Below are 23,778 nucleotides of genomic sequence, written 5' to 3' on the forward strand. Positions count from 1 at the left end.
CCTCTTCGACCAAACATGGAAAAGCCCGCCTTATGGCGGGCTTTTTCGTTTGAACGATATGAACTGGCGATGCGAGCAATCCTGATGTCGTCAAGACTGTTTGCTATACCTCCAATAGCATCAAAGCGGCTTGATGACGGAATCTGCCGGAATTCTGTTGTCAAAACTCTTTGATGCTATTACGTTCCCATCAAACTTGTTTGATGTGAGAATAGCCCTCAAAATGATCATCAACCGTTATGACCTGTCGGATGCTGCTTATTACCATACCGGCGAATTTCCTCCGGCACGTCTTGATTACGAACGTCTGCTTGGCCCTCTCGAAGAGGCCGCGGCGGCGCTGGCGCGCTATGACGCCAAAATGTCCGGATTGGTGAACAGCGAATTATTCCTTGCCCCGCTCCGCCGCCAGGATGCTGTGAGTTCATCGAGAATGGAAGGCACGATTTCGACCATCGAGGAGCTCTATCGGCTTGAAGCCGAGGAAGATGCAGGGGCAGGCGATTCTTATCGCGAAGCGCGCAACGACGATATTGAAACCTTCCTGTACGCCCGTGCCTTAAGCAACGCACAGCAGGCATTGGCCGATGGCGCCCCCCTGAATGAACACCTGATACGCACAGCGCATCAACAATTGCTGTTCATCGGACGAGGCGCTCAAAAACGTCCTGGCACTTACAAGACCGAGCAGAACTACATTGGCGACGAGCGTCGGGGCAAAATATACTACGTTCCGATATCGCCCGAGCAATTGGGGCCGGCCATGGCCGCACTGGTTCGCTTCATAAACGAAAATCAAATGCGTCCCCTCATTCGCACAGCGCTGGCCCATGTGGAGTTCGAGGCCCTTCATCCCTTTGAAGATGGCAATGGCAGAATCGGGCGCATGCTCATAACCCTGATGCTCTGGAAGCTGGGTATCATCAGTCAGCCAAACTTCTTTGTCTCCGGTTATTTTGAAGAGCATAAGAACGAATATATCGAGAAGATGAGAGGGGTGTCTGCCAGCGGGGACTGGACGGGTTGGGTGGTGTTCTTTCTCCAGGCCATGCGCGAGCAAGCCCCGGTGAATATTCGAACTGCGGACAGTATCTTTGCCTTGTATAACGATATGCGGGAACGGTTCCGCGAAGTCCTGAACTCACAATTCCATGACCAAGTGCTTGATTATGTCTTCGCGAGTCCGGTCTTCCGAAATGACCGCTTTGTCGGGCGGTCCGGCATTCCGGCGGCATCAGCACGTTCCCTGTCGCGCCGACTTGTCGAGGCTGGCCTGCTCCGCACGGTCGAACCGGCGGCGGGACGCCGAGCGGCGCTCTACTCCTTTGATCCATTATTGGATCTGCTCAAAATCTGAACTGCTCATGCAACACTGAGCATATGGATCAGGCCAAGGCTGATGGCGCCGAGAGCCACCAGCGAAAGCACTGCCGTCAGCGTGACGCGGCCACCGGCGGAAGCCACCGAACGGATATCGACGCCGAGGCCAAGGGCCGCCATGGAAACGATGGTGAGGATAGTCGAAGCAGACTGGATACCGGGCAGGATCGATTCCGGTATCAGATGCAGCGAATGCAGCGCCATCATGCCGAGGAAGCCGAGGATGAACCAAGGAACAAGCTGGAAGAAGCTAGGCTTGGCATTCGCGTCCTTGTTTCCGGCAAGTAGCGCCAGAGCCAGAATGACCGGTCCCAGCATCAGCACGCGCACGAGCTTCACCAGCGTGCCAAGCTGCACGCTGATCGTGGCGACCGGGGCGGTGGCGGCCAGCACTTGCGGCACGGCATAGACGGTAAGCCCCGCCAGCACGCCATATTGCGTGTGCGACAGCCCCAGAAGCGGCACCAGCAGCGGCAGGAGCAGCACGACCGCCACGCCGAGAATTGCAGTGAAGGCGATGGAAGCCGCCACGTCCTCGCTTTCCGCACCGATGACCGGTGCGGTTGCGGCAATGGCGGAATTGCCGCAAATGGAATTGCCGCAGGCGACCAGCACGGCCATGCGGTGCGGAAGCTTCAGCAGGCGTCCGATCCCGTAGCTGAGTGTAATCGCCAGCACCACGACGCCGGCAATGCCGAAAATGAGCCCTGACCCCGCAGCCACGACAGCGCTGGCGCTGATGGACGCGCCGAGCAGCACCACGGCGATCTCCAGAAGCAGCTTGGCCGAAAAGCCAATGCCCTTGTTGAACTGCGGCCCCGGACGCAGGAACGTCCGCACGAGCGTGCCGAGGAGAATGGCGATCACCAGCGCTTCGAGCCAGGCGCGCCCCGCATAATGTTCCTCGACCCTCTCAATTCCGATCGCCGCGATTGCAACAGCGACGCTCAGGCCAAGTCCCGGGAGGATGTTCTGGATCTTTGAGTAGGTCATTTTCTGAATACTGCACTGAAAAGAAATATTTTCCGATCAGATGCCCGATTTTACCTGTTCAATCCATTTCATTATATGTCATATTTCATTCGGAAAAATCGAACGATCATTGCTATGACACTGGAACAACTGCGAATTTTCATTGAAGTTGCCGAGCGCGAACACCTGACGCGGGCCTCGGAAGCCCTGCATCTGACCCCATCGGCGGTCAGTTCGGCCATCCGGACCATGGAGGATCGCTACGGCGCAACGCTTTTCAACCGCATCGGCCGGCGGATCGAACTGACCGGCGACGGACGCCTGTTTCTGGACGAGGCCCGCGCGACGCTGGCCCGCGCCCGTTCCGCCGAGCGGATGCTTTCCGAACTTGGCGGCGGCAAGCGCGGCATTCTTGCCATCCATGCCAGCCAGACCATTGCCAGCTATTGGCTGCCGTCTTTTCTGGCACGGTTTCACAGCGAGTTTCCGCTGATCGATGTACGACTGACGCTCGGAAACACGGAAAGTGTGACCCAGGCGACAGAGGAAGGCGTTGCCGATATCGGCCTTGTGGAAGGCGCGGTGCAGGCTCCGTCGCTGTCGATCACCAAGGTTGCAAGCGACCAGCTTATTCTCGTGGCGCGTCCCGACCATGACTGGGCCGCGGGCGGGAAACTGACCTGGGACCGGCTTTTCGAGGGGAAATGGATATTGCGAGAGCAGGGATCGGGAACGCGCAGCGTTTTCGAGGATGCCATGCGCGCTTCCGGCTACAATCCGGCGCGGCTGCATGTGGCGCTGGAACTGCCCTCGAACGAGGCCATCTGTTCGGCGGTGCGCTCCGGCGATTATGTAACCGCCATATCGGAACTTGTCGCCGCTCCGCATCTGAAAGCCGGAACACTGGTGAAGGCAGACTTTGCCCTGCCGCAACGCCAGTTTCTCATGCTGCAGCACAATGACCGCTACAGGACGAAAGCGCTTCAGTCTTTCGCCCATTTGCTAAGCGGCTGAGATCAGCGGATCTGACGCAACAATTCCGGCTGCGGGAAGCAGGTGGAGGCCATGCCGTTCTTCGCCTGCCACAGGCCAATGGAGCGGCGGGTCTTGAAGCCGGGGAGGCCATCCGGCTTGCCGACATCATAGCCCAGCGCCTGCATGCGCTTCTGCATCGCGCCGATATCGGAGCGATACATGGAGCCGACATCGCCCCATGCGCGACTGAAATCGCCCGCGCCATAGGCGATGCGATCCCCGACATGGCCGATGAAGAGCGCATAGAGATCGCTCATATTATAGTCCTTGAGCACGTAGAAGTTCGGGCTCACCACGAAGGCCGGGCCATAGCGACCGGCGGGCATGAGCAGGAAGCCCTCGCCCTTCATTTCATTGGCCGGAAATGGCTTGCCATTCACACGCGTGATGCCGAGCTTTGCCCATTCGGCAATCGTCTTGCCCTGATCCGGCCCTTCCAGCGAACAGGACACGTTCTGCGGAACGTTGACCTCAAAACCCCAGTCGCGCCCCTTCTGCCAGCCATGCAGTTTCAGATAATTGGCGATGGAGGCGAGCGTATCGGGGACCGAATTCCAGATGTCGCGCTTGCCGTCGCCGTCGAAATCGACGGCGTGCTTCAGATAGGAAGTCGGCATGAATTGCGGCTGACCGAGCGCGCCCGCCCATGAGCTTTTCATGGCGCTTTCATCGATATAGCCCCTGGAGGCGATTTCGAGCGCGGCGATCAGTTCCTTGCGGAACATGTCCTTGCGGGTCGCCATAAACGCCTTGGTGCCGAGAACTTCATAGGCATTGTAGGGAATCTTGACCGTGCCGAAGCCGGATTCGCGGCCCCAGACGGCGAGCAGGATCGGCCCCGGAACGCCGTATTTCTGTTCGATGCGCTTCAGGAGGCTGGCATATTGGCCATAGCGCGCCTGTCCGCCGCTTGTGACGGCGCTCATCGTCCTGGCATTGAAATATTTGCCGGGCGCACCGAATTCAGCCTGTTTCTGCTCTTTCGGCGTCGAGGGCTTTTCGCCGGGAATGACGAGATCGGGCAGTTTCCAGTTGATCGAGACACCGGCGAAGGCCTGATCGAACACGGCGCGGGATACGCCTGCCGCCTTCGCTTCCGGCCAGAGATCCTTTTCCAGCCAGTTGCGATACTGGTTTTCAACCTGCGCTTTGGACGGCGCGGCCATGGCGGGAGAAACGGCAAGGCTGGCAACCAGTGCAAGACCAATCTTCAGGCTATGCTTCCAATTTCCCGCTGCCATGCCTTCTCCATGAGTTCTAAAGGGTGGTTCTTGCCCGCAAGGCGGCAGCAAGCGTGCCTTCATCCAGATAATCGAGTTCGCCGCCGACCGGAACGCCGTGGGCCAGCCGTGTCACGCGCACATCGAAGCTCGAAAGCTGGTCGGTGATGTAATGCGCGGTGGTCTGGCCTTCGACGGTGGCGTTGACTGCCAGTATCACTTCCCTGATTTCACCGGCGGCGACGCGTTCCACCAGTCCCTTGATGTTGAGATCGTCCGGGCCGATGCCGTCGAGCGGAGACAGGCGACCGCCCAGAACATGATAGCGCACATTCATCGTACCTGCCCGTTCCAATGCCCAGAGATCGGACACGTCTTCCACGACGATGAGGGTGGCGGGGTCGCGGCGCTCATCGGTGCAGATCGTGCACGGATCGCTTGTGTCGACATTGCCGCAGCACGAACAGATGCGCACCTTTTCGGCGGCCTCCTGCATGGCGCCACCAAGCGGCACCAGAAGCGCTTCCTTCTTCTTGATGAGATGCAGCGCCGCGCGACGGGCCGAACGCGGCCCAAGCCCCGGCACACGGGCCAGGAGCTGGATGAGACGTTCGATTTCTGGACCGGCTATTCGTTTGGACATCTTTTAAGGCAATAAGGCAGTAGGGCAGTAAGGCAATAGGGAAAGCAGAGGGCAGCCGCGGTTCAGGCAGAAAAACATACTGCCCTAATGCCTTACTGCCCTATTCCCCTAGAACGGCAGCTTAAACCCCGGAGGGATCGGCAGGCCGGCGGTGAGCGACTGCGTCTTTTCGGCCATGGCCGCTTCCAGCTTGGCCTTGGCGTCGTTATGCGCCGCGATGATCAGGTCCTCGAGGATTTCCACCTCTTCTTCCTTCATCAAAGTCGGGTCGATCTTCAGCGCCGACAGGGTGCCCTTGCCGGACAGGGTGATCGTCACCAGCCCGCCGCCGGAAGAGGCCGAGGCCTCCAGATTGGCGATCTCGTCCTGCATGGCCTTCATCTTGGCCTGCAATTCCTTCGCCTGCTTCATCATGCCCATCATGTCACGCATGGGTTTACTCCATCATTCCGTAATTCAGTCGTCTTCAGACAGCGTACCGGGTGTTTCAGGTATTGCATCGAGGTCAATGTCCTCGTCGTCATTCTGTTCCGGCACGGCGATGCGCACGTCGGTGATCTTCGCGCCCGGAAAGGCCGCGAGAATGGCGGCAACATCGGGATCGGCGCGGGCGTCGGTCACCAGATTGTCGCGGCGCTCGATCTCCGCCTCCGAAATGGTCTGCCCCGCCACGTCGCGGGCGACGGTAACGATCCAGCGAATGCCGGTCCAGTTCAGGAGGCGCTGTGAAATGTCGCTCGGCAGCGATTTCGGCGCGTCGTCGGTCAGGCCGATTTCGAGCCGGCCGGGTGCAATGGATGCAAGGCGCACACAGCTCTTGACCAGAATCTTGAACTGCATGTCGCGGTGCTTGTCGGCAAGCGCGACGACATCGTGCAGGCTGTTGACCGGAACGGAAGGTTGCGGCGTGGGCTCGACGAATTGCTGCGGCGCGACCGATGGCTCAACCGGCTGCGGCGGCGTTTCCACGATACGCATGGCCGTGGCCGGACCGCCGGAGGCGGGAGCCATCGAAGACGAGCCAACCGCATCGGCGGCAAAGCGCGCTTCAGGCTGACCGCCGCCGCCATTCGGGCGCGGGTTGCCCGGCTGCGGGCGCGGCGCTGCAACCGAACCATTGTCGAGACCGCGGATCGTTTCGTCCAGCGTCGGCAGATCGGCTGCATGGGCAAGCCGGATCAAAAGCATTTCGGCAGCCTGTACCGGCCTCGTCGCCGTGTCGACTTCCGCAATGCCCTTGAGCAGCATCTGCCAGGTGCGCGACAGCACGCGGACGGAAAGCTTCTGCGCGAATTCGCGGCCGCGCACACGCTCGTCTTCCGACAGCGACATGTCTTCCGCCACATCCGGCGTAAAGCGCAGGCGCGTCACCAGATGGTTGAAATCGGCAAGATCGGTCAGCACGACCGACGGATCGGCGCCCACATCATATTGCGCGCGAAACTCGGTCAGAGCGCCAGCGACATCGCCGCGCATCAGCATCTCGAAAAGGTCGATGATACGGGCGCGGTCGGCAAGGCCCAGCATGGAGCGCACGGCTTCCGCCGTGACGGTGCCCGCGCCATGCGCAATGGCCTGATCGAAGATCGACAGCGAATCGCGGGCCGAGCCTTCGCCTGCGCGGGCGATCATGGCGAGCGACGCGTCGTCCACCGCGATCTCTTCCGCTTCCGCGATGCGGCGCAGATGTGCGGCTAGCGTGCCCGATTCGATGCGGCGCAGGTCGAAGCGCTGGCAGCGCGACAGGACCGTGATCGGCACTTTTCGGATTTCCGTGGTGGCGAAGATGAACTTGACGTGCGGGGGCGGCTCTTCCAGCGTCTTCAACAAGCCGTTGAAGGCGGCAGTGGAAAGCATGTGCACTTCGTCGATGATATAGACCTTGTAGCGCGCGGAGACCGGGCGGTAACGCACCTGCTCGATGATCTCGCGAATGTCGTCGATGCCGGTATGCGAGGCGGCGTCCATCTCGATCACGTCGACATGGCGGCCTTCCATGATCGCCTGGCAGTTTTCGCCCGGCACGGAAAGGTCGATGGTCGGCTGGTCGATCGTATCGGTCTTGTAGTTGAGCGCGCGCGCCAGAATGCGCGCCGTCGTGGTCTTGCCGACCCCGCGAACGCCGGTGAGCATCCAGGCCTGCGCGATGCGACCCGTCTCGAACGCGTTCTTGAGCGTGCGGACCATCGGCTCCTGGCCGATGAGATCGCTGAAATTCTGGGGGCGATATTTGCGGGCGAGAACGCGATAGGCCCCATCGGCAGCAAAGCCGGCGGATTTTGTGTCCATGAGCTGCCCTTCCGTTCTTCCTGTTCCGCTTTTTCCCAGTCGCCAGTTTGGACCGGACGCATGAGCGACGTCAACCAAAGAGGCTGCCCATCAACAGTCGTCGGCGTCGTGAGAAAGGGTGGGAGGCTGGCACGATGACCCGTGCCGTGGCTCGTTAGGGCTGCTTCCTTCCGGACCTGACCCGGTTGGCGAGTGGCTCGTCCACCACCAACCTCCCGGCTTGCATATCGTCAATTGTGAAGCAAAATGCAAGAAGGGCACCGTGCAAAAAGCAAGCGCCGGGCGAAAAAAACTGATAGAAACCGCTTATGGAACAATTCGAACTCGATAAACGGCTCAATGCCGACACGTTTTTTGTCGCCAAGCTCGGCCTGTGCGAGCTTCGGCTGATGAACGACCGGCGCTGGCCGTGGCTGATCCTGGTGCCGCGCCGCCCTGACCTCACTGAAATTCACGACATGACCCCGCTGGACCAGACGATGCTGACGTTCGAGACCGGCATCGTGGCGCAGGCGCTCAAGACCGTGACGGTGTGCCACAAGATCAATACCGGCGCGCTCGGCAATATCGTGCGCCAGTTGCATCTGCATGTGATCGCCCGCAGCGAGGGCGATGCGGGCTGGCCCGGCCCCGTCTGGGGCTTCGGCACCCGCGAGCCCTATGACGAAAAGGACGCCCACCGGCTGATCGCCGATATTCTTGCGGCGCTGTAGATCTGGTTGAACACGCCGCTGTCCCGAAAAGCCATTCACAGTTTCGGGACGGGCTTCTGATCCCCCTGAACAATATTCGAGAGCACCATGGCTTTCCGTCTCTACGACCTGCCGGAAATAGAACCGAGTCGATCTGTCGGGTTCTCCGGCAACCGGATCGACCGCCAGTCCGAAAAGCGGCAGGATGATTCTGCCTTCTCGGCGCTGGAACTTCCCGAAACGCGAATCATGCTGCTGGGCGGCAACAGGCTGCTTCTCGACTATGCCGATGAGAAAGCGCCGCGCGCGCTGTTCCGCCTCGGCGAGGCGAAGGAATTTGCGGCCGATCTTCAAGAGCCCATCCTGCTCGGCCTTCAGGACGGCATGCCCATCGTGGCGCTGACGACCCCGCTTGATCCGGAAACGATGGAAGCGCCGTTCCGGCTGCAGGATTATCGCAGCATCTATACGGAAGGGCTGGTTTCAGCCGACCTGCTCGGCGCGCTGGCGCAGGCGGCGGCGCTCACCGCGTGGCACACCAATCACCGATACTGCGGGCGCTGCGGCACGAAAACCGACATGCGTGCCGGCGGGGCCAAGCGGCAATGCCCGAACTGTGGCGCCGAACATTTTCCGCGCACCGATCCGGTAGCCATCATGCTGCCGGTGCGCGGCGAGAAATGTATTCTGGCACGCGGGCCGCATTTCGCGCCCGGCTCCTATTCCTGTCTTGCAGGCTTTATCGAGCATGGCGAAACGATCGAGGCCGCCGTGCGCCGCGAAAGTGTGGAGGAAATGGGGCTCTCCATCGGCCGCGTCGCCTATCACGCGAGCCAGCCCTGGCCGTTTCCCTATTCGCTGATGATCGGCTGTCATGCCGAGGTCTTGAGCGACGATTTCACCATCGACCGCTCGGAGCTGGAAGACGGCCGCTGGTTCTCCAGGGCCGAAGTGCGCACCATGCTGACGGGTACACATGAAAACGGGTTGCGGGTGCCGCCATCCGGCGCCATCGCAACCCATCTGATAAAAGCCTGGGCGGAAAACTGATCCCGCCCGGTATTCTCTGAATTACTCGGCGGCGAGCAACTGCGTGCCGCGAATATCGCTGCCTTGATAGACGCCGAGAATGCGTACTTCCTTGGTGAAGAAGCGCAGTTCCTCCAGCGCAAGCTGGAGATTGTGGTCTTCCGGGTGCCCCTCGACATCGGCATAGAACTGCGTGGCGATGAAACGCCCGCCGATCTGGTAGCTTTCGAGCTTGGTCATGTTGATGCCATTGGTGGCAAAGCCGCCCAGCGCCTTGTAGAGCGCCGCCGGGACGTTGCGCACGCGGAAGACAAAAGTCGTCACGATGCGCTCGCCGTTTTCCGGACGCGGCGCCCACTGCTTGTTCTTGGACAGGACCACGAAGCGGGTCACGTTGTCTTCCGAATCCTCGACATTTTCTTCCAGAATATCGAGGCCGTAGAGATCGGCAGCAAGGCTTGGCGCAAGCGCCGCCATCGAACGGTCCTTCATGTCGGCGACGAGACGCGCGGCCCCTGCCGTATCGCCCGCGATGACGCCTTTCCAGCCATTCTGGCGGATGACGTTGCGGCACTGGCCGAGCGCATGGACGTGGCTGTGAACGGTCTTGATTTCCTCGCGCTTGACGCCCGGAAGCACCATCAGCTGGAAATGGATCGGCAGGAAATATTCGCCAATGATGTGCATGTCGGCAAGCGGCAGCAGATAATGAATATCCGCGACGCGACCGGCCAGCGTGTTCTCGATGGGGATCATCGCAAGGTCGGCGGCGCCGGTTTCAACCGCGTTGAAGGCATCCTCGAAAGTCGGGCACGGCAAAGGCTCCATGTCGGGAAACATGTTGCGGCACGCCGTATCGGAATTTGCGCCCGCTTCACCCTGGAAGGAAATCCTGTTGGTCTTCATCGTGTCCATGCTTTCTCAATTGCCGCTCGACGGCGGTCGTCAGATACCCTTTGCGACAAGAAGGCGCGCTCGGTCAAGATCAGCCTGCGTGTCCACGCCCAGAGGCACGGTCTTCACCAGTTCCACATCGATGCGCATTCCGGCTTCGAGAGCCCGCAATTGTTCCAGTTTCTCCCGCTTTTCCAAAGGCGACGGCCCAAGCTTCACAAAGCGTTCGAGTGCCGGGCGGCGATAGGCGTAAAGGCCGATATGATGGTAGAGCGGACCTTCGCCATAGGGCGCGGTTGCGCGAGTGAAATAGAGCGCGCGCAGGCGACTGTTGCCTGCCAGCGGCGAGCCCACGATCTTCACCACGCTCGGATTGGTCTTTTCCGATTCTTCCTCGATTTCGACGCCAAGCGTCGCAATGTCGGCAGGTCCGTCTTCCAGCGGCAGAAGCGCGCGGCGGATGATGTCCGGATCAATGGTCGGCAGGTCGCCCTGAACATTGATCACCGCATCGACCTCGCCCGCGGGATCGACTTTCAAAAGCGCTTCATAAATGCGGTCGGAACCGGATTCGTGATCCTCGCGCGTCATGATCGCTTCGTGGCCATGTGCGGTCACGACCGAAAAAATCTCCTCGCTGTCGGTAGCAACCACCGTCCGGCCCAGCTTCGCAGCCGCTGCGCGATCGGCCACATGGACGATCATCGGCTTGCCGCAAATATCGGCAAGCGGCTTGTTCGGCAGGCGCGTGGAGGCCATCCGTGCGGGAATCAGCGTGAGGGTCTTTAAGGTCTGCAGCATGATCGCCTCTTGAGAATAATAAGGTCGCGAACGCCTTGTAACGCGCTTCGCCGGTGCTGGAAATGCATCAAAAGTGTCAAAAAGTCACGGGTCCGGCCACCCTTATAGGTGTTGCATCGCCCTGGCAAAAGACCTAGTTTCCGCCCGATGCCGGGGAGAGAATTGTGACCTTTATTAAAGGTTTGCATGCCGGCTAGGAGAGCGTTCTCGGGGAGAGCGTTTTGGTAGAGGGAGCGCTGACCGGCGATGAATTCAACCCGGACTAACAAGTTTATCATGGCTTTTCTGGCAACGGTTTTCGTTGTCATGACGACGGGCATCCTGTCCGATTCGCTGTTTCACTCGCCTGCGCCTGAGAAGCCGGGCTTTGCCATCGAAGCGGCGGAAGCCTCGACCGGCGAAGGGGGAGCTGCACCGGCCAAGGAAGAAGTTTCGATTGCGACCTTGCTGCAGTCTGCCGATCCGGCACGCGGTGAAACCGTCTTCAAGCGTTGCGCTGCATGCCATACCGGTGAAAAGGGTGGCGCCAACAAGGTGGGTCCGCATCTGTGGGATGTCGTGAACCGTCCGGCTGCCTCCGTTGAAGGTTTCGGCTATTCGGCTGCGATGAAGGAATTCGGCGCTGCGGGCAACAAGTGGGACTTTGAACATCTAAACAAGTTCCTGACCTCGCCGAAGGGCTTCATCAAGGGCACGGCCATGGGCTTTGCCGGCGACAAGAAGGACAACGAACGCGCCGACCTGATCGCTTATCTGCGCACGCTGTCCGACAACCCTGCCCCGCTGCCGACCGCCGATGCCGCACCTGCTGCTGGCGGCGATGCCAAGCCGGCCGAAGGCGAAAAGCCAGCCGAAGGCGGCGCACCTTCTGGCGCACCGGCAGGCGGCGAACAGAAGCCTGCGGAACCGGCTCCGGCGAATTAAGCCAACGAGACAAAGTGATCAAAGCCCGGCTCGCCGGGCTTTTTTCTTGCCCGCATCAAATTTCTTGCCCGCATGCCTTTCTTCCTCCGCAAAATCCCATAAGACTTCTCCTAATATATCCGAAACAGGAACGGAGAGGCTGGATGAGAGCTTTTTGGGCGGGTGCGTTCGCGGTAGCCATGCTTGCGAGCACGGTTTCTATGGTTCACGCAAATGACGCGGAACCCCAATGGCGCTATTCCTCCAGCCTGCTTGGCGAGCCCAAATATCCAGCCGATTTCAAGCATTACGACTATGTGAACCCGGATGCGCCGAAGGGCGGCACGCTGAACATGGTTGCCGTCGGCACCTTCGACAGTCTCAATCCGTTCGTGGTGCAAGGAGTTCCTGCCACGGGCCTGTCGGACTTCGGCGGCGGGATGCTTTACGATACGCTGATGACGGATTCGGCCGATCAGGCCTCGACCCAATATCCCGTGATCGCCGAAGCCCTGCAATATCCCGACGACTTTTCATGGGTGAAGTTCAAGCTCAATCCCAAGGCGAAATGGCATGACGGCCAGCCGATCACGGTCGATGACGTGATCTGGTCGTTCGATGTGCTGAAGAAGCAGTCGCCGATGTACAACAAATATTATGGCGACGTGGAGAAGGCGGAAAAGACCGGCGAACATGAGGTGAAATTCACCTTCAGCCAGAAGGGCAACCGCGAATTGCCGCAAATCATGGGGCAGCTTGCCGTTCTCCCCAAGCACTGGTGGGAGGGCAAGGACGCGCAGGGCAAGCAGCGCGACATCACCCGCCCGACGCTCGAAATCCCGCTCGGCTCCGCCGCCTACAAGATCGAGAGCATGACGCCCGGACGCTCCATCACCTGGGCGCGCGTCGACGACTATTGGGGGAAGGATCTGGCCGTCAATGTCGGGCGCAACAATTTCGACCGGCTGCGTTACGAATATTATTTCAACGAGGACGCGACTTGGGAAGCCTTCAAGAAGGGCGGCCAGTATGATTATCGCAACGAGAATCGCGCCCAGCGCTGGGCCGAGCAGTATAATTTCCCGGCAGTACAGCGCGGCGATGTCGTGAAGGCCTCTTTCCCCTACCATGCCGTCGGGCGCATGCAGGGCTATTTCCTCAATATGCGCCGCGACAAGTTCAAGGACCCGAAGGTGCGTCAGGCCCTGACCTATGCCTTCGATTTCGAATCGATGAACCGGCTGCTGTTCTTCAACCAGTACCAGCGCATCAACAGCTATTTCGCGGGCAATGAACTGGAACTGAGCGGCCCGCCGACGCCGGCAGAGCAGGCGATACTGGAAACGGTGAAGGATTCGCTTCCCGCCGAGGCGCTGACCAAGGAATTCAAGCTGCCGGTCTATGACACGCCGCAGGCAACGCGCGATAACCTGCGCACCGCCCTGAAACTCTTTTCGGAAGCGGGCTGGACATTGCAGGGCAACAAGCTCGTCGATGCCAAGGGCAACCCGTTCACCATCGAATTTCTGGGCAAGGATCCGACCGACGAGCGCATCTACAACCCGTTCGCCGCAAGCCTGCGCAAGATCGGCATCAACGCGACGGTGCGCATCGTCGATACGGCGCAATTTCAGGCCCGCGTCAACGATTTCGACTATGATGTCATCACCTCCGTCATCCCGCAAAGCGCCTCGCCCGGCAATGAACAGCGCGACATGTGGGGCTCCAAAGCTGCCGACTTCAAAGGCAGCCGCAATTATGCAGGCATCAAGAACCCGGCAATCGACAAGCTGATCGACCGCGTCATCTATGCCAAGGACCGTGACGAACTCGTCGCCTCGACCCACGCGCTCGACCGGGCTTTGCTGTGGAACTATTACGTCATTCCGCAATGGTATTCCGACAAGATCAACGTGGCCTATTGGAACAAGTTCGGGATGCCTGAAAAGCAGCCCGATTATATGGGGATTGACCCGTTCTCCTGGTGGATTGACCCTGCGAAGGAAGCCAAGCTCAAAACCGGCAGTGAATGAGGGCTGACGAGAATGACAAGCCTTCGCATGAATCGCCGCCATTTTCTGGGGTTTTCGGGAGGTGCCGCTTTTGCGGCGTTCCTGCCACCAAGGGCCTTTGCCGACATACCGACGGGAAAGGCCCTGCACGGACTTTCGGCTTTCGGCGACCTGAAATACGGTCCTGATTTCACCCATTTCGACTATGCCAGCCCCGAAGCGCCGAAGGGCGGCACCTTCAATTTCGCGCCGTCATACTGGGTCTGGAACCAGAACACCGACACGTTCAACACGCTCAACACCTTCACGTTCAAGGGCGATGCGCCGCCGCGCATGGAACTGACCTTCGATACGCTGATGGCTTCGGCGCTGGATGAGCCGGATTCTGTCTATGGCCTCATCGCGGAAAGTGCGACGCTTTCGAAAGACCGCCGCAGTTGCACTTTCAAGCTTCGCAAGGAAGCGCGCTTTCACGATGGATCGCCGATCACGGCGAAGGACGTGCTGTTCACCTATAAGACCATCAAGCAGAAAGGCCATCCGACGCTGCGCCAATATCTGGCTGGCGTGGAAAAGGTGGAGGCTACCGGCAATCGGGAAGTGCGCATGCGCTTCGTCGAAGGGCGCGGACCCAATGCCATCCTCGACGCCGTGACCGTGCCGATCCTGTCGGAAAGCTGGTTCAAGGATCGCGACTTTGAAGCCACGACCATGGAGCCGGTGTTGGGTTCCGGTGCCTACAAGGTCGCTAACTTCGCCGCCGGCCAGTTCATCGAGTATGAGCGCGTCGAGGATTACTGGGCGAAGGATCTGCCGGTGCAGAAGGGCTTCAACCATTTCGACCGTATTCGCATCGAGTTTTTCCGCGACCGCCAGCCGCAATTCGAAGCCTTCAAGAAAGGCAGCATCGAGTATCGCGAGGAAACCGTCTCCAAGAACTGGGCGACGGCCTATGATTTCCCGGCCATCCAGCAGGGAAAGGTCGTCAAGCGCACATTTCCGCCGGAAAAGCGCCCGCTGATGCAGGCCTGGGCGCTGAACCAGCGCCGCGAACGCTTCCGCGATCCGCGCGTGCGTGAAGCAATCGCGCTCTGCTTCGACTTCGAATGGACCAACGAGCATCTTTTCTACAATGTCTATGCCCGCTCGCAATCCTGCTTCAACGGATCGGATTTTCAGGCGAGCGGCCTGCCGACGCCCGATGAGCTGAAGGTGCTTGAACGCTATCGCGGCAAACTGCCGGACGCGGTTTTCGGGGAGGCCGTGCTGATGCCGGTTTCCGACGGAACAGGACGGGACCGGAAACAGTTCGCGCAGGCCATCAAGTTGCTGGAGGAAGCCGGTTTCGAGCGCAGGAACGGCCAGTTCCATGACAAGGACGGATCGAAGTTCGCGCTGGAAATCCTGAGTAATTCGGAGGGGTTTTCTCGCGTATACAATCCCTATGTGCAGAAATTGCGCGCCATCGGCATCGATGCAAGCAACCGGCTTGTCGATGCAAGCCAGTATCAAGCGCGGATGCAGAACTTCCAGTTCGACATGGTGGGCATGGCGTTGCAGTTCAGCCCCACGCCGACACAGGAATCGCTTGCCGGCATATTCGGCTCCGAATCGGCCAGGGTGCCGGGCAGCTATAATCTTCCCGGCACGGAAGATCCGTTGATTGATGCGCTGATTGCGGATATCGGCAAGGTTTCGACGCGTGAAGAACTCGTCGCCACGATGCGGGTGCTCGATCGGTACTTGCGTATCCGGCGCGACTGGATTCCAAATTGGACGACAGCGAATCATCTCGTGGCCTATTGGGACCGGTTCGGTTTCAAGGAGCCGAAGCCCGATTACGGCTTTCCCGTCGAGACGCTGTGGTGGATAAAGCAATGATTGTGAATGACGAAAAGGCAGAAGCTGTTGGCAAGCCACAAGACTGAATCGAACCTGCGGAGAAAAACGGGCTGATGGGCGCTTACATTCTCCGCCGTCTGCTTCTGATGATCCCGACGATTTTCGGCATCATGGCCATTTCCTTCGCCGTCGTTCAGTTCGCCCCCGGCGGTCCGGTCGAACGGGTGATCGCGCAGCTTTCCGGACAGGGCGGCGATGCTCTCGACCGCCTTTCGGGCGGTGGCGGCGATTTCGGGCAAAGCGCTGTCGACAGCGGCTCGGTCAATTCCAAATATCGCGGCGCGCAGGGGCTTGACCCGCAATTCATCGCCGATCTGGAAAAGCAGTTCGGTTTCGACAAGCCGCCGCTGGAACGTTTCGGCCAGATGCTGTGGAACTATCTGCGTTTCGATTTCGGTCGCAGCTATTTCCGCGATATCAGCGTGATCGACCTCATCAAGGAGAAGATGCCGGTTTCGATCTCGCTCGGCCTGTGGCTGACGTTTCTGTCCTACATGATTTCGATTCCGCTCGGCATCCGCAAGGCGATCAAGGACGGTTCGCGCTTCGACACCTGGACAAGCGCCGTCATCATCGTCGGTTATGCGATCCCGAGCTTCCTTTTCGCCATCCTGCTGATCGTGCTTTTTGCGGGCGGCTCTTTCTTCGACTGGTTCCCGCTGCGCGGTCTCACCTCACCGGATTTCGCGCAGATGTCGTTCTGGGGCAAGATCGGCGACTATCTGTGGCACATGGTGCTGCCGGTGACCGCACTCGTGCTTTCCGCCTTCGCCACCACCACGCTTTTGACCAAGAATTCGTTTCTGGAAGAAATCCGCAAGCAATACGTGACCACGGCACGCGCCAAGGGGCTGACCGAGAATCAGGTTCTCTATCGCCACGTCTTCCGCAATGCGATGCTGATCGTGATTGCCGGTTTTCCGGGCGCCTTCATTTCGGCCTTCTTTACCGGCTCGCTTCTGATCGAAACGATCTTCTCGCTCGACGGGCTTGGCCTGCTTGGCTACCAGTCGGTCATCAACCGCGATTATCCGGTGGTGTTCGCCAATCTCTTCATCTTCTCGCTGATCGGCCTTCTGGTCGGCCTCCTGTCCGACCTCACCTATACGTGGATCGATCCGCGCATCGACTTTGACCGGAGGGACGTCTGATGACCGACACCCCCTTGTCGCCCGCCGTTCCCGTGAAACGCCCGTTTCTGTCGCCGCTCAACAAGCGCCGCTGGCAGAATTTCAAGGCGAACAAGCGCGGTTACTGGTCACTTTGGATATTCCTGTTCCTGCTTATCGCAGCGCTTTGTTCCGAGTTCATCGCCAATGACCGGCCCATCCTCGTTTCCTACAAGGGCGAGCTGCTGATGCCGGTTTTCGTCGATTATCCGGAAGAAAGATTCGGCGGCTTTTATGCCGTCACCGATTATCGCGACCCGGTGATACAGGACGAGATCAATGCCCATGGCTGGGCCATCTGGCCACCGATCCGCTATTCCTACAACACCGTGAACAACGAAATACCGGAAGCGGCTCCGTCAAGGCCGTTCTGGCTCTATTCGGCGGAAGAGCGCTGCCAGCGTTACCCGCAGGGCGTGGAAGACCCGAATTGCCGTTTCGGTAATTTCAACCTGCTCGGCACCGACGATCAGGCGCGTGACGTCTTTGCGCGCGCGCTCTACGGCTTCCGCATTTCCGTGCTTTTCGGCCTGATCCTTACCTTCTTCTCCGCCATTATCGGCGTGACGGCAGGCGCGGTTCAGGGCTATTTCGGCGGCTGGGTCGATCTTCTGTTCCAGCGCTTCATTGAAATCTGGTCCTCGATCCCGGTTCTCTACCTGTTGCTGATCATCGCGGCGATATTGCCGCCCGGATTCTGGGTGCTGCTCGGCATCATGCTCCTGTTCTCATGGGTCGCCTTCGTCGGCGTGGTGCGCGCGGAATTTTTGCGGGCGCGAAATTTTGAATATGTGAATGCAGCGCGCGCGCTCGGCGTGAAGAACGGCACGATCATGTGGCGGCATCTCCTGCCCAACGCCATGGTGGCGACACTGACCTTCCTGCCTTTCATCCTGAACGGCTCGATCACCACGCTCACCTCGCTCGACTTCCTCGGCTTCGGCCTGCCGCCCGGCTCGGCTTCGCTGGGCGAGCTCCTCGCTCAGGGCAAGAACAATCTCCAGGCCCCCTGGCTCGGCATTACCGGCTTCGTGGTCATCTCGCTGATGCTGTCGCTCCTGATCTTCATCGGTGAAGCAACACGCGACGCCTTCGATCCGCGAAAGGCATTTCAATGAGCGAGCCGATGAGCGGATCAATGAACGATTCTGGAAATAAAACGCTGCTGTCCGTCCGCGATCTGTCCGTCGCATTCCGCCAGAATGGCGAGGAACGCATTTCCGTCGACCGGGTATCCTTCGACATTGCCGAAGGCGAAACGGTAGCGCTGGTGGGCGAATCGGGATCGGGCAAGTCCGTCTCGGCCCTGTCGATCCTGAAATTGCTGCCCTATCCGTCCGCGAGCCATCCTTCCGGTGAAATTCTCTTCAATGGCCGCGACCTGATGAAGGCCTCGGAGCCGGAACTGCGCCGTGTGCGCGGCAACGACATCACGATGATCTTTCAGGAGCCTATGACCTCGCTCAATCCGCTGCACAGCGTGGAGCGTCAGATCGGCGAAATCCTGAAAATGCATCAGGGCATGGGCATTGAGGCAGCGCGGGCGCGAACGCTGGAACTTCTCAACGAAGTCGGCATTCGCGAACCGGAGAAGCGCCTGTCCGCCTTCCCGCACCAGCTTTCCGGCGGGCAGCGACAGCGCGTCATGATCGCAATGGCGCTTGCCAACAAGCCGAAGCTGCTGATCGCCGACGAGCCCACCACCGCGCTCGATGTTACCGTGCAGGCGCAGATATTGAAGCTGCTTGCCGAACTGAAAGCCGCACAGGGCATGTCGATGCTCTTCATCACCCACGATCTCGGCATCGTGCGCAAGATCGCCGACAGGGTCTGCGTGATGAGCAAGGGCAAGATCGTCGAGACCGGGCCGACCCGGGATATTTTCGAGAACCCGCAGCATCCTTACACCAGGCACCTGCTTGCCGCCGAACCGAAGGGCGAACCGCCCGCCGCCGATCCCGCTGCCAGAACGGTGATGGAAGGCAAGGATATTCGCGTCTGGTTCCCGATCAAGAAGGGCTTTTTGCGCAAGACCGTCGACCATGTGAAGGCGGTGGACGGGATCGACGTGAACCTGCGCGCCGGCCAGACGCTCGGCGTCGTTGGCGAATCGGGTTCCGGCAAAACGACGCTTGGCCTGGCGCTTTCACGCATGATCTCATCCAGGGGCGAGATCAATTTCGACGGGCGCGACATCGCGAAGTTCAGCTTCAAGGACATGCGCCCGTTGCGCCGCGAAATGCAGATCGTGTTTCAGGACCCGTTCGGCTCGCTGTCTCCGCGCATGACCATCGCCGACATCATCGCCGAAGGGCTTCTTGTGCACGAGCCGAAGCTTTCAGCGGACGACCGCGATGCGCGCGTGGTTGCCGCGCTAAACGAGGTGAACCTCGACCCGGAAACACGCTTCCGCTACCCGCACGAATTTTCCGGCGGACAGCGCCAGCGCATCGCCATTGCACGCGCCATGGTGCTGAACCCCAAATTCGTCATGCTGGACGAGCCGACCTCGGCGCTCGATATGAGCGTGCAGGCGCAGGTGGTCGATCTGCTGCGCGCATTGCAGAAGAAGCATGATCTCGCCTATCTTTTCATAAGCCACGACCTGAAAGTGGTGCGGGCTCTGGCAAATGACGTGCTGGTGATGCGCAACGGCAAGGCGGTGGAATATGGCGCGGCGAAAGATGTGTTTGCCAATCCGCAGACCGAGTACACCAAGACACTGATGGCAGCAGCTTTCCATATGGAGGCGACCGAAGGGGGAGTGAGGCAATGACCGATACCAAAGGCAATATCCTTCTGGCGATCACAGACTGGGACCCGGAAATCTGGCTGAAGACGTTTCGCGATCACGCGCCGGACCGTCCGGTGGTGACGGATCGTGCGGAAAACGATCCCTCCATCAAATATGCGCTCGTGTGGAAGCAGAAGCCCGGCTCGCTTGCCAACCTGCCTAATCTGAAGGTCATCTTCTCGCTGGGTGCAGGCGTCGATCACGTCTTCCGCGATGACCGGATTCCCGATGTGCCGCTGGTGCGCATCATCTCCGACGATCTCACCATGCGCATGACGGAATATGTCGTCTGGCAGGTGCTGGATCATCACCGTCTCGGACAGCGTTATCGCAAGCAGCAGCAGAACCATGTCTGGCACGAAGATCGCCGCCAGCCAGCCGCGCATGAGGTAACGGTCGGAATCATGGGTCTTGGCGTGCTCGGCCGCGATGCGGCTGAAAAGCTCAAAACCCTTGGCTTCAATGTCACCGGCTGGAGCCGCCGTCCGCAGGAAATCGATGGCGTTCAGACCTATCATGGCAAGGACGGCTTTGCGAAGTTCCTCAAGACGGCCGACATCTTCGTCTGCCTGCTGCCGCTGACGCCCGACACGAAGGGCATCCTCTCCATGTCGATGTTCGCGCAGTTGAAGAGCGACGGGCCGCTCGGCGCTCCGGTGCTGATCAATGCCGGACGCGGCGGATTGCAGAACGAGGCGGATATTCTGGCAGCACTTGATCGCGGACTTCTTTCGGCAGCTTCCCTCGACGTGTTCACGCAGGAACCGTTGCCGGCCAGCAGCCCGCTCTGGGATCATCCGCGCGTGACGATCACTCCGCATGCGGCGGCAAGCTCATCCGCCACCGCCCTTGTGCCGCAGATCATCCGGCAGATCGAAGCCTTCGAGCGCGACGGGACGCTGGAGCACGTCGTGGACCGCAACACGCAATATTAGAGTCGCCTTTGTAGTCTCTTTTCCCTCATCCTGAGGAGCCTCCTGAACTTGTCGAAGGAGGCGTCTCGAAGGGCTGAGGGAAAACGCACAACGCCTGCCGTCAGCCCTTCGACAGGCTCAGGATGGTGACGGCGAAAAAGACGCATAAGCCCGATCTCGTTAAGCAGTAATCCCAATCGTTCCATCCTCGCCGACCGCCACCTGATGGCCGACGAGTTGCTTTTGCGCCTCGCGGTCGAGTTCAACGGCGACGGGCACGTCATGGCCCATTTCACGGGCAACGATGAGGCCAAGCAGCAGGATCGCATCAGGCTCGTGCAGGACAAAGGCTGCGGGCGCGTGGCCGCTATGGACCAGTTCCAGCAGGACGGCAGCGGCTGACGACGAACCGATGGTTCCCGGCAGGCACAGCACGCGCCCGGCGATGCTTTGCCCATGTTCCGGATGGCGCACATCGGCAATCCGCCCGCTTTTCGGATCGACACCGCCCCAGAAGCTGATCGGCGCGGAGAGAACCAGCGCCTGCGCCTCAGCGGCACTGCCAGCAACGAGTATAGAAGTTTTCCCGATGCTCATGCTGCCTGCCTCCCGAAAACCGGCCTGCCAGCGACAGCGCTTTCCACGCATTCCTCCAGCGAACCGTAAAGCACGCCATAGCCGGTATTGCCGGGGGCATAATGGGCGAACTTGCCGGAATTGGTCATCAGAATGGCGTCATCCTTAGCTGGCAAAATAGGTGTGACGACGACGCAAGTATCAGCGACGATGACGACGCCTGCCCTTTCCAGTCCTTGCCTGCGCCCGTCTTTCTCCAGCTCGGCCAGCGCATGGCGGCCCGTACAGGCATAGAGCGGGACAGCGAGCTTGCGCTGCGCTATGGCGCACTCCAGACGGTCAAATTCCGTTATCGAAAGATGCGGACTGCCAATGGCGACCGCATCGATATGGTCCACGCGCTCGACAGTCGAAAGGCGCTTGCGCGTCGCCTCGACCATGTCTCGCGTGACGCGGATGACGCTTTCCGGTTCCTGATGCTGCAAGGCCGTTTCAAGGTCGGGGGCTTCCGGCGTCACGCCCGCAATATGGAACAATCCGACCGCGCCCACCGATGCCGAGGCCGCACCGAAGGCCTTGAGATCATCTTCATCGGGGTGGACGGGACTGCCCGCGACCACACCAATATTGGTTCCCACGCTGCGACCGAACAGATTGCCGAGAATGGGCCAGGCCACCTCCGAAGACAGGAAGGCAGGATCGAGCGCCGAAATATCGATCACCACCGTAGCGCGGCGGTTTTCGGTGCGATGAAGACCATAATCGGGGGCGCGTCCTGCAATGGCGCAGGCGATATCCAGAAAATCGCCATAGCGATTGGTGCGCGCGCCCAGAACCGAGTTGCAGAACACGACGGCATTGGATTCGCCCCATGCGACATCGGTTCCCTGTGCCGGCCTGTGGCCCGCCTGATAAGGCGCGCAGGTCCATGTCGGCTCGCAGCCGAGCTTGATGTAGGCGCGCATCATGCGCCTGGCCATATCCGCCTCGTGAGCCGGCAAAAGATTATGAGAACAGCCGGTCAGATCGATGGAACCGACATTGAGTGTGGCGCGCACCCTGACCTTCGCGCCACCTTCTACAAGCTTCTCAGCAAAAAGCGTTCCGCTATCGCCGTGATAGAGCGCACCGTCGATATGCGCCGATGCGACAGGGATAAGACGCGGCGCGCCCATCAGCCGCGCAGTGTCGGCCACGATGCGCATCGCCATCGCAGCGCCTTCTCCCTGATCGCCAGCCGCTATCGACCGCTCTTCATCGGTTAATGTCAGTGCCACGCGTGATCTCCTTGCGCATGGTTGTGGATGTTGGGCGGCTATAGCCCGGATGCGCGGTTTCCGCGATCTTGCGATATCCGAGCTTCTCAAACACCGCCCGATTGCGCGCAAGCTCGATACGCACCTGCAACTCAATCGAGGGCTTGCCTTTTGCAACCGCAACATCTTCCGCCTTTTGCATCAGCAATCGCCCAATGCCTCTTCCCTCAAAAGCGGATGCGACGGCAAGCTTGCCGAGATAAAAGCCGTCGGCCTTTTCCCGTATGAAGACACAGCCGACAAGTCTGCCATCAAGGAAGGCTGCAAAGCCGGTTTCTTCCTCGGCCTTCTGCCGCAAATTTTCCGCCGTCAGCAAACCTGCTGACGAGGGCGGATCGATCACGCCGTCCATATAGGCGAAGCCGTCGCGGATCATGCCGAGCAGTTCTTCCCACTGCTCGAAATTCCCGCCAATAACTTCGACACGCAGAGCCGTCATTTCGGTTTGCGCGCCTTGTAGCGAATGGTTTCGAAGCGGACATTGAGCGCATTATAGAGCAGCAGCCGACCGACCAGCGGCTCGCCGGTGCCGGTGATGAGCTTGATGACTTCCATTGCCTGCAGGCTGCCGATCACACCCGGCAGGACGCCCAGCACTCCGGCTTCCGCACAGGTCGGCACCGTTCCGGGCGGCGGCGCTTCCGGGAAAAGATCACGATAGGACGGGTTGGGCGTGCTATCGGGGCCGTTTGCGTATGGCATCAGCACCGTGACCGTGCCGTCGAAACGGCCCATGGCGCCGGTCACCAGCGGGCGACCGACTTTGGCAGCGGCATCGGCCAGAATATAACGCGTGGTGAAATTGTCCGAACCATCCACCACAACGTCGTAATTGCCGATCAGGGCTTCGGCATTGTCCGCATCGAGGCGTAGCTGATGCCCTTCTACCCTCACATGCGGGTTGATGCGGGCAATGGTGGCGAGCGCGCTTTCCACCTTCGGCTGGCCGACGCTTTGCGTATCGTGGATGACCTGCCGCTGCAGGTTGGACAGCGAAACCGTGTCATCGTCGATGATGCCGAGCGTGCCGACACCCGCCGCTGCCAGATATTGCAGCACAGGCGCGCCAAGACCGCCTGCGCCGACGATCAATATGCGGGCGGCCTTCAGCTTCTGCTGGCCCGGCCCGCCGATTTCCGGCAACACGATGTGGCGCGCGTAGCGTTCGAGTTCTTCGGATGAAAAGGGCTTCGATGGTGCGTTCATGGTCGGCAAACATATGCCTCTGCCGACCCGC

At 59.9% G+C, this 23,778-nt stretch carries 22 protein-coding genes and 1 other RNA gene; 11 read left to right on the top strand and 12 right to left on the bottom strand.

What is annotated here, in order from left to right; genetic code table 11:
- The first annotated feature begins 133 nt into the window (after positions 1 to 133).
- Complete coding sequence (locus ACOWVS_RS10040; RefSeq protein ID WP_244634806.1) at positions 134 to 1,357, top strand: Fic family protein; 1,224 nt, start codon at positions 134 to 136, stop codon at positions 1,355 to 1,357.
- A gap of 5 nt (positions 1,358 to 1,362) precedes the next feature.
- On the opposite strand, the gene ACOWVS_RS10045 is transcribed toward ACOWVS_RS10040, so the two are convergent.
- Entirely contained in the window at positions 1,363 to 2,373 is a 1,011-nt protein-coding gene (locus ACOWVS_RS10045; protein ID WP_021587676.1) for a YeiH family protein, read from the bottom strand.
- Between the two features lie 114 nt (positions 2,374 to 2,487).
- Between ACOWVS_RS10045 and ACOWVS_RS10050 the strand changes: the two genes are divergently transcribed.
- Positions 2,488 to 3,366, top strand: coding sequence for a LysR family transcriptional regulator (locus ACOWVS_RS10050; RefSeq protein ID WP_021587675.1), 879 nt, complete (start codon positions 2,488 to 2,490; stop codon positions 3,364 to 3,366).
- Positions 3,367 to 3,368: 2 nt separating this feature from the next.
- On the opposite strand, the gene ACOWVS_RS10055 is transcribed toward ACOWVS_RS10050, so the two are convergent.
- The 5 genes from ACOWVS_RS10055 to ffs form a co-directional block, all read right to left on the bottom strand.
- Positions 3,369 to 4,628, bottom strand: a complete 1,260-nt coding sequence (locus ACOWVS_RS10055; protein WP_021587674.1) for a lytic murein transglycosylase — start codon at positions 4,626 to 4,628, stop codon at positions 3,369 to 3,371.
- Between the two features lie 16 nt (positions 4,629 to 4,644).
- Positions 4,645 to 5,250, bottom strand: coding sequence for a recombination mediator RecR (recR, locus tag ACOWVS_RS10060; RefSeq protein WP_021587673.1), 606 nt, complete (start codon positions 5,248 to 5,250; stop codon positions 4,645 to 4,647).
- A 108-nt stretch (positions 5,251 to 5,358) separates the two neighbouring features.
- A complete protein-coding gene (locus ACOWVS_RS10065) occupies positions 5,359 to 5,682 on the bottom strand; it encodes a YbaB/EbfC family nucleoid-associated protein (RefSeq protein WP_006465738.1) in 324 nt (107 codons plus the stop codon).
- A gap of 24 nt (positions 5,683 to 5,706) precedes the next feature.
- Entirely contained in the window at positions 5,707 to 7,539 is a 1,833-nt protein-coding gene (locus tag ACOWVS_RS10070; RefSeq protein ID WP_075041827.1) for a DNA polymerase III subunit gamma/tau, read from the bottom strand.
- Positions 7,540 to 7,657: 118 nt separating this feature from the next.
- Positions 7,658 to 7,755, bottom strand: an RNA gene (gene ffs / locus ACOWVS_RS10075) — signal recognition particle sRNA small type.
- 92 nt (positions 7,756 to 7,847) lie between these two features.
- Between ffs and ACOWVS_RS10080 the strand changes: the two genes are divergently transcribed.
- Positions 7,848 to 8,252, top strand: a complete 405-nt coding sequence (locus ACOWVS_RS10080) for an HIT domain-containing protein (protein ID WP_021587671.1) — start codon at positions 7,848 to 7,850, stop codon at positions 8,250 to 8,252.
- Positions 8,253 to 8,339: 87 nt separating this feature from the next.
- The gene (gene nudC / locus ACOWVS_RS10085; protein ID WP_021587670.1) at positions 8,340 to 9,281 is read left to right on the top strand and encodes an NAD(+) diphosphatase; all 942 of its coding nucleotides are present in this window, start codon (positions 8,340 to 8,342) and stop codon (positions 9,279 to 9,281) included.
- A 21-nt stretch (positions 9,282 to 9,302) separates the two neighbouring features.
- On the opposite strand, the gene ACOWVS_RS10090 is transcribed toward nudC, so the two are convergent.
- Positions 9,303 to 10,166 (bottom strand): prephenate dehydratase, encoded by an 864-nt coding sequence (locus tag ACOWVS_RS10090; RefSeq protein WP_036593082.1) that lies wholly within the window; start codon positions 10,164 to 10,166, stop codon positions 9,303 to 9,305.
- A 39-nt stretch (positions 10,167 to 10,205) separates the two neighbouring features.
- A complete protein-coding gene (locus ACOWVS_RS10095) occupies positions 10,206 to 10,955 on the bottom strand; it encodes a 3-deoxy-manno-octulosonate cytidylyltransferase (protein ID WP_021587668.1) in 750 nt (249 codons plus the stop codon).
- Between the two features lie 246 nt (positions 10,956 to 11,201).
- On the opposite strand from ACOWVS_RS10095, the gene ACOWVS_RS10100 reads away from it, so the two are divergent.
- The 7 genes from ACOWVS_RS10100 to ACOWVS_RS10130 all read left to right on the top strand — a co-directional run bounded on the left by ACOWVS_RS10100 (position 11,202) and on the right by ACOWVS_RS10130 (position 20,670).
- Complete coding sequence (locus ACOWVS_RS10100; protein ID WP_021587667.1) at positions 11,202 to 11,879, top strand: c-type cytochrome; 678 nt, start codon at positions 11,202 to 11,204, stop codon at positions 11,877 to 11,879.
- Positions 11,880 to 12,022: 143 nt separating this feature from the next.
- On the top strand, positions 12,023 to 13,891 hold the full coding sequence (locus ACOWVS_RS10105; RefSeq protein ID WP_021587666.1) for an extracellular solute-binding protein: 1,869 nt from the start codon (positions 12,023 to 12,025) through the stop codon (positions 13,889 to 13,891).
- 12 nt (positions 13,892 to 13,903) lie between these two features.
- Positions 13,904 to 15,751, top strand: coding sequence for an extracellular solute-binding protein (locus ACOWVS_RS10110; RefSeq protein WP_021587665.1), 1,848 nt, complete (start codon positions 13,904 to 13,906; stop codon positions 15,749 to 15,751).
- A gap of 74 nt (positions 15,752 to 15,825) precedes the next feature.
- On the top strand, positions 15,826 to 16,923 hold the full coding sequence (locus tag ACOWVS_RS10115; protein WP_021587664.1) for a microcin C ABC transporter permease YejB: 1,098 nt from the start codon (positions 15,826 to 15,828) through the stop codon (positions 16,921 to 16,923).
- Positions 16,923 to 18,059 carry an ABC transporter permease gene (locus tag ACOWVS_RS10120; protein ID WP_006465728.1) on the top strand — a complete coding sequence of 379 codons (1,137 nt, stop codon included), beginning with the start codon at positions 16,923 to 16,925 and terminating at the stop codon, positions 18,057 to 18,059. Before ACOWVS_RS10115 ends, ACOWVS_RS10120 begins: the two co-directional genes overlap by 1 nt.
- 8 nt (positions 18,060 to 18,067) lie before the next feature.
- Complete coding sequence (locus tag ACOWVS_RS10125; protein ID WP_052018880.1) at positions 18,068 to 19,717, top strand: ABC transporter ATP-binding protein; 1,650 nt, start codon at positions 18,068 to 18,070, stop codon at positions 19,715 to 19,717.
- On the top strand, positions 19,714 to 20,670 hold the full coding sequence (locus ACOWVS_RS10130) for a 2-hydroxyacid dehydrogenase (RefSeq protein ID WP_021587662.1): 957 nt from the start codon (positions 19,714 to 19,716) through the stop codon (positions 20,668 to 20,670). Before ACOWVS_RS10125 ends, ACOWVS_RS10130 begins: the two co-directional genes overlap by 4 nt.
- 159 nt (positions 20,671 to 20,829) lie before the next feature.
- Here the strand turns inward: ACOWVS_RS10130 and ACOWVS_RS10135 are convergent, their stop codons facing one another.
- The 4 genes from ACOWVS_RS10135 to ACOWVS_RS10150 are packed head-to-tail and all read right to left on the bottom strand — an operon-like array spanning position 20,830 to position 23,747.
- Entirely contained in the window at positions 20,830 to 21,246 is a 417-nt protein-coding gene (locus tag ACOWVS_RS10135; protein WP_075041826.1) for an aconitase X swivel domain-containing protein, read from the bottom strand.
- Positions 21,243 to 22,502 (bottom strand): aconitase X, encoded by a 1,260-nt coding sequence (locus ACOWVS_RS10140; protein ID WP_031347154.1) that lies wholly within the window; start codon positions 22,500 to 22,502, stop codon positions 21,243 to 21,245. The genes ACOWVS_RS10135 and ACOWVS_RS10140 overlap by 4 nt, the downstream gene beginning before the upstream one ends.
- Positions 22,480 to 22,980, bottom strand: a complete 501-nt coding sequence (locus ACOWVS_RS10145; RefSeq protein WP_021587659.1) for a GNAT family N-acetyltransferase — start codon at positions 22,978 to 22,980, stop codon at positions 22,480 to 22,482. The genes ACOWVS_RS10140 and ACOWVS_RS10145 overlap by 23 nt, the downstream gene beginning before the upstream one ends.
- Entirely contained in the window at positions 22,977 to 23,747 is a 771-nt protein-coding gene (locus ACOWVS_RS10150) for a molybdopterin-synthase adenylyltransferase MoeB (protein WP_021587658.1), read from the bottom strand. Before ACOWVS_RS10150 ends, ACOWVS_RS10145 begins: the two co-directional genes overlap by 4 nt.
- Positions 23,748 to 23,778: the final 31 nt, after the last annotated feature.

It is taken from the genome of Brucella sp. IR068 (assembly GCF_049065885.1).
GTDB classification, from domain to species: domain Bacteria; phylum Pseudomonadota; class Alphaproteobacteria; order Rhizobiales; family Rhizobiaceae; genus Brucella; species Brucella intermedia.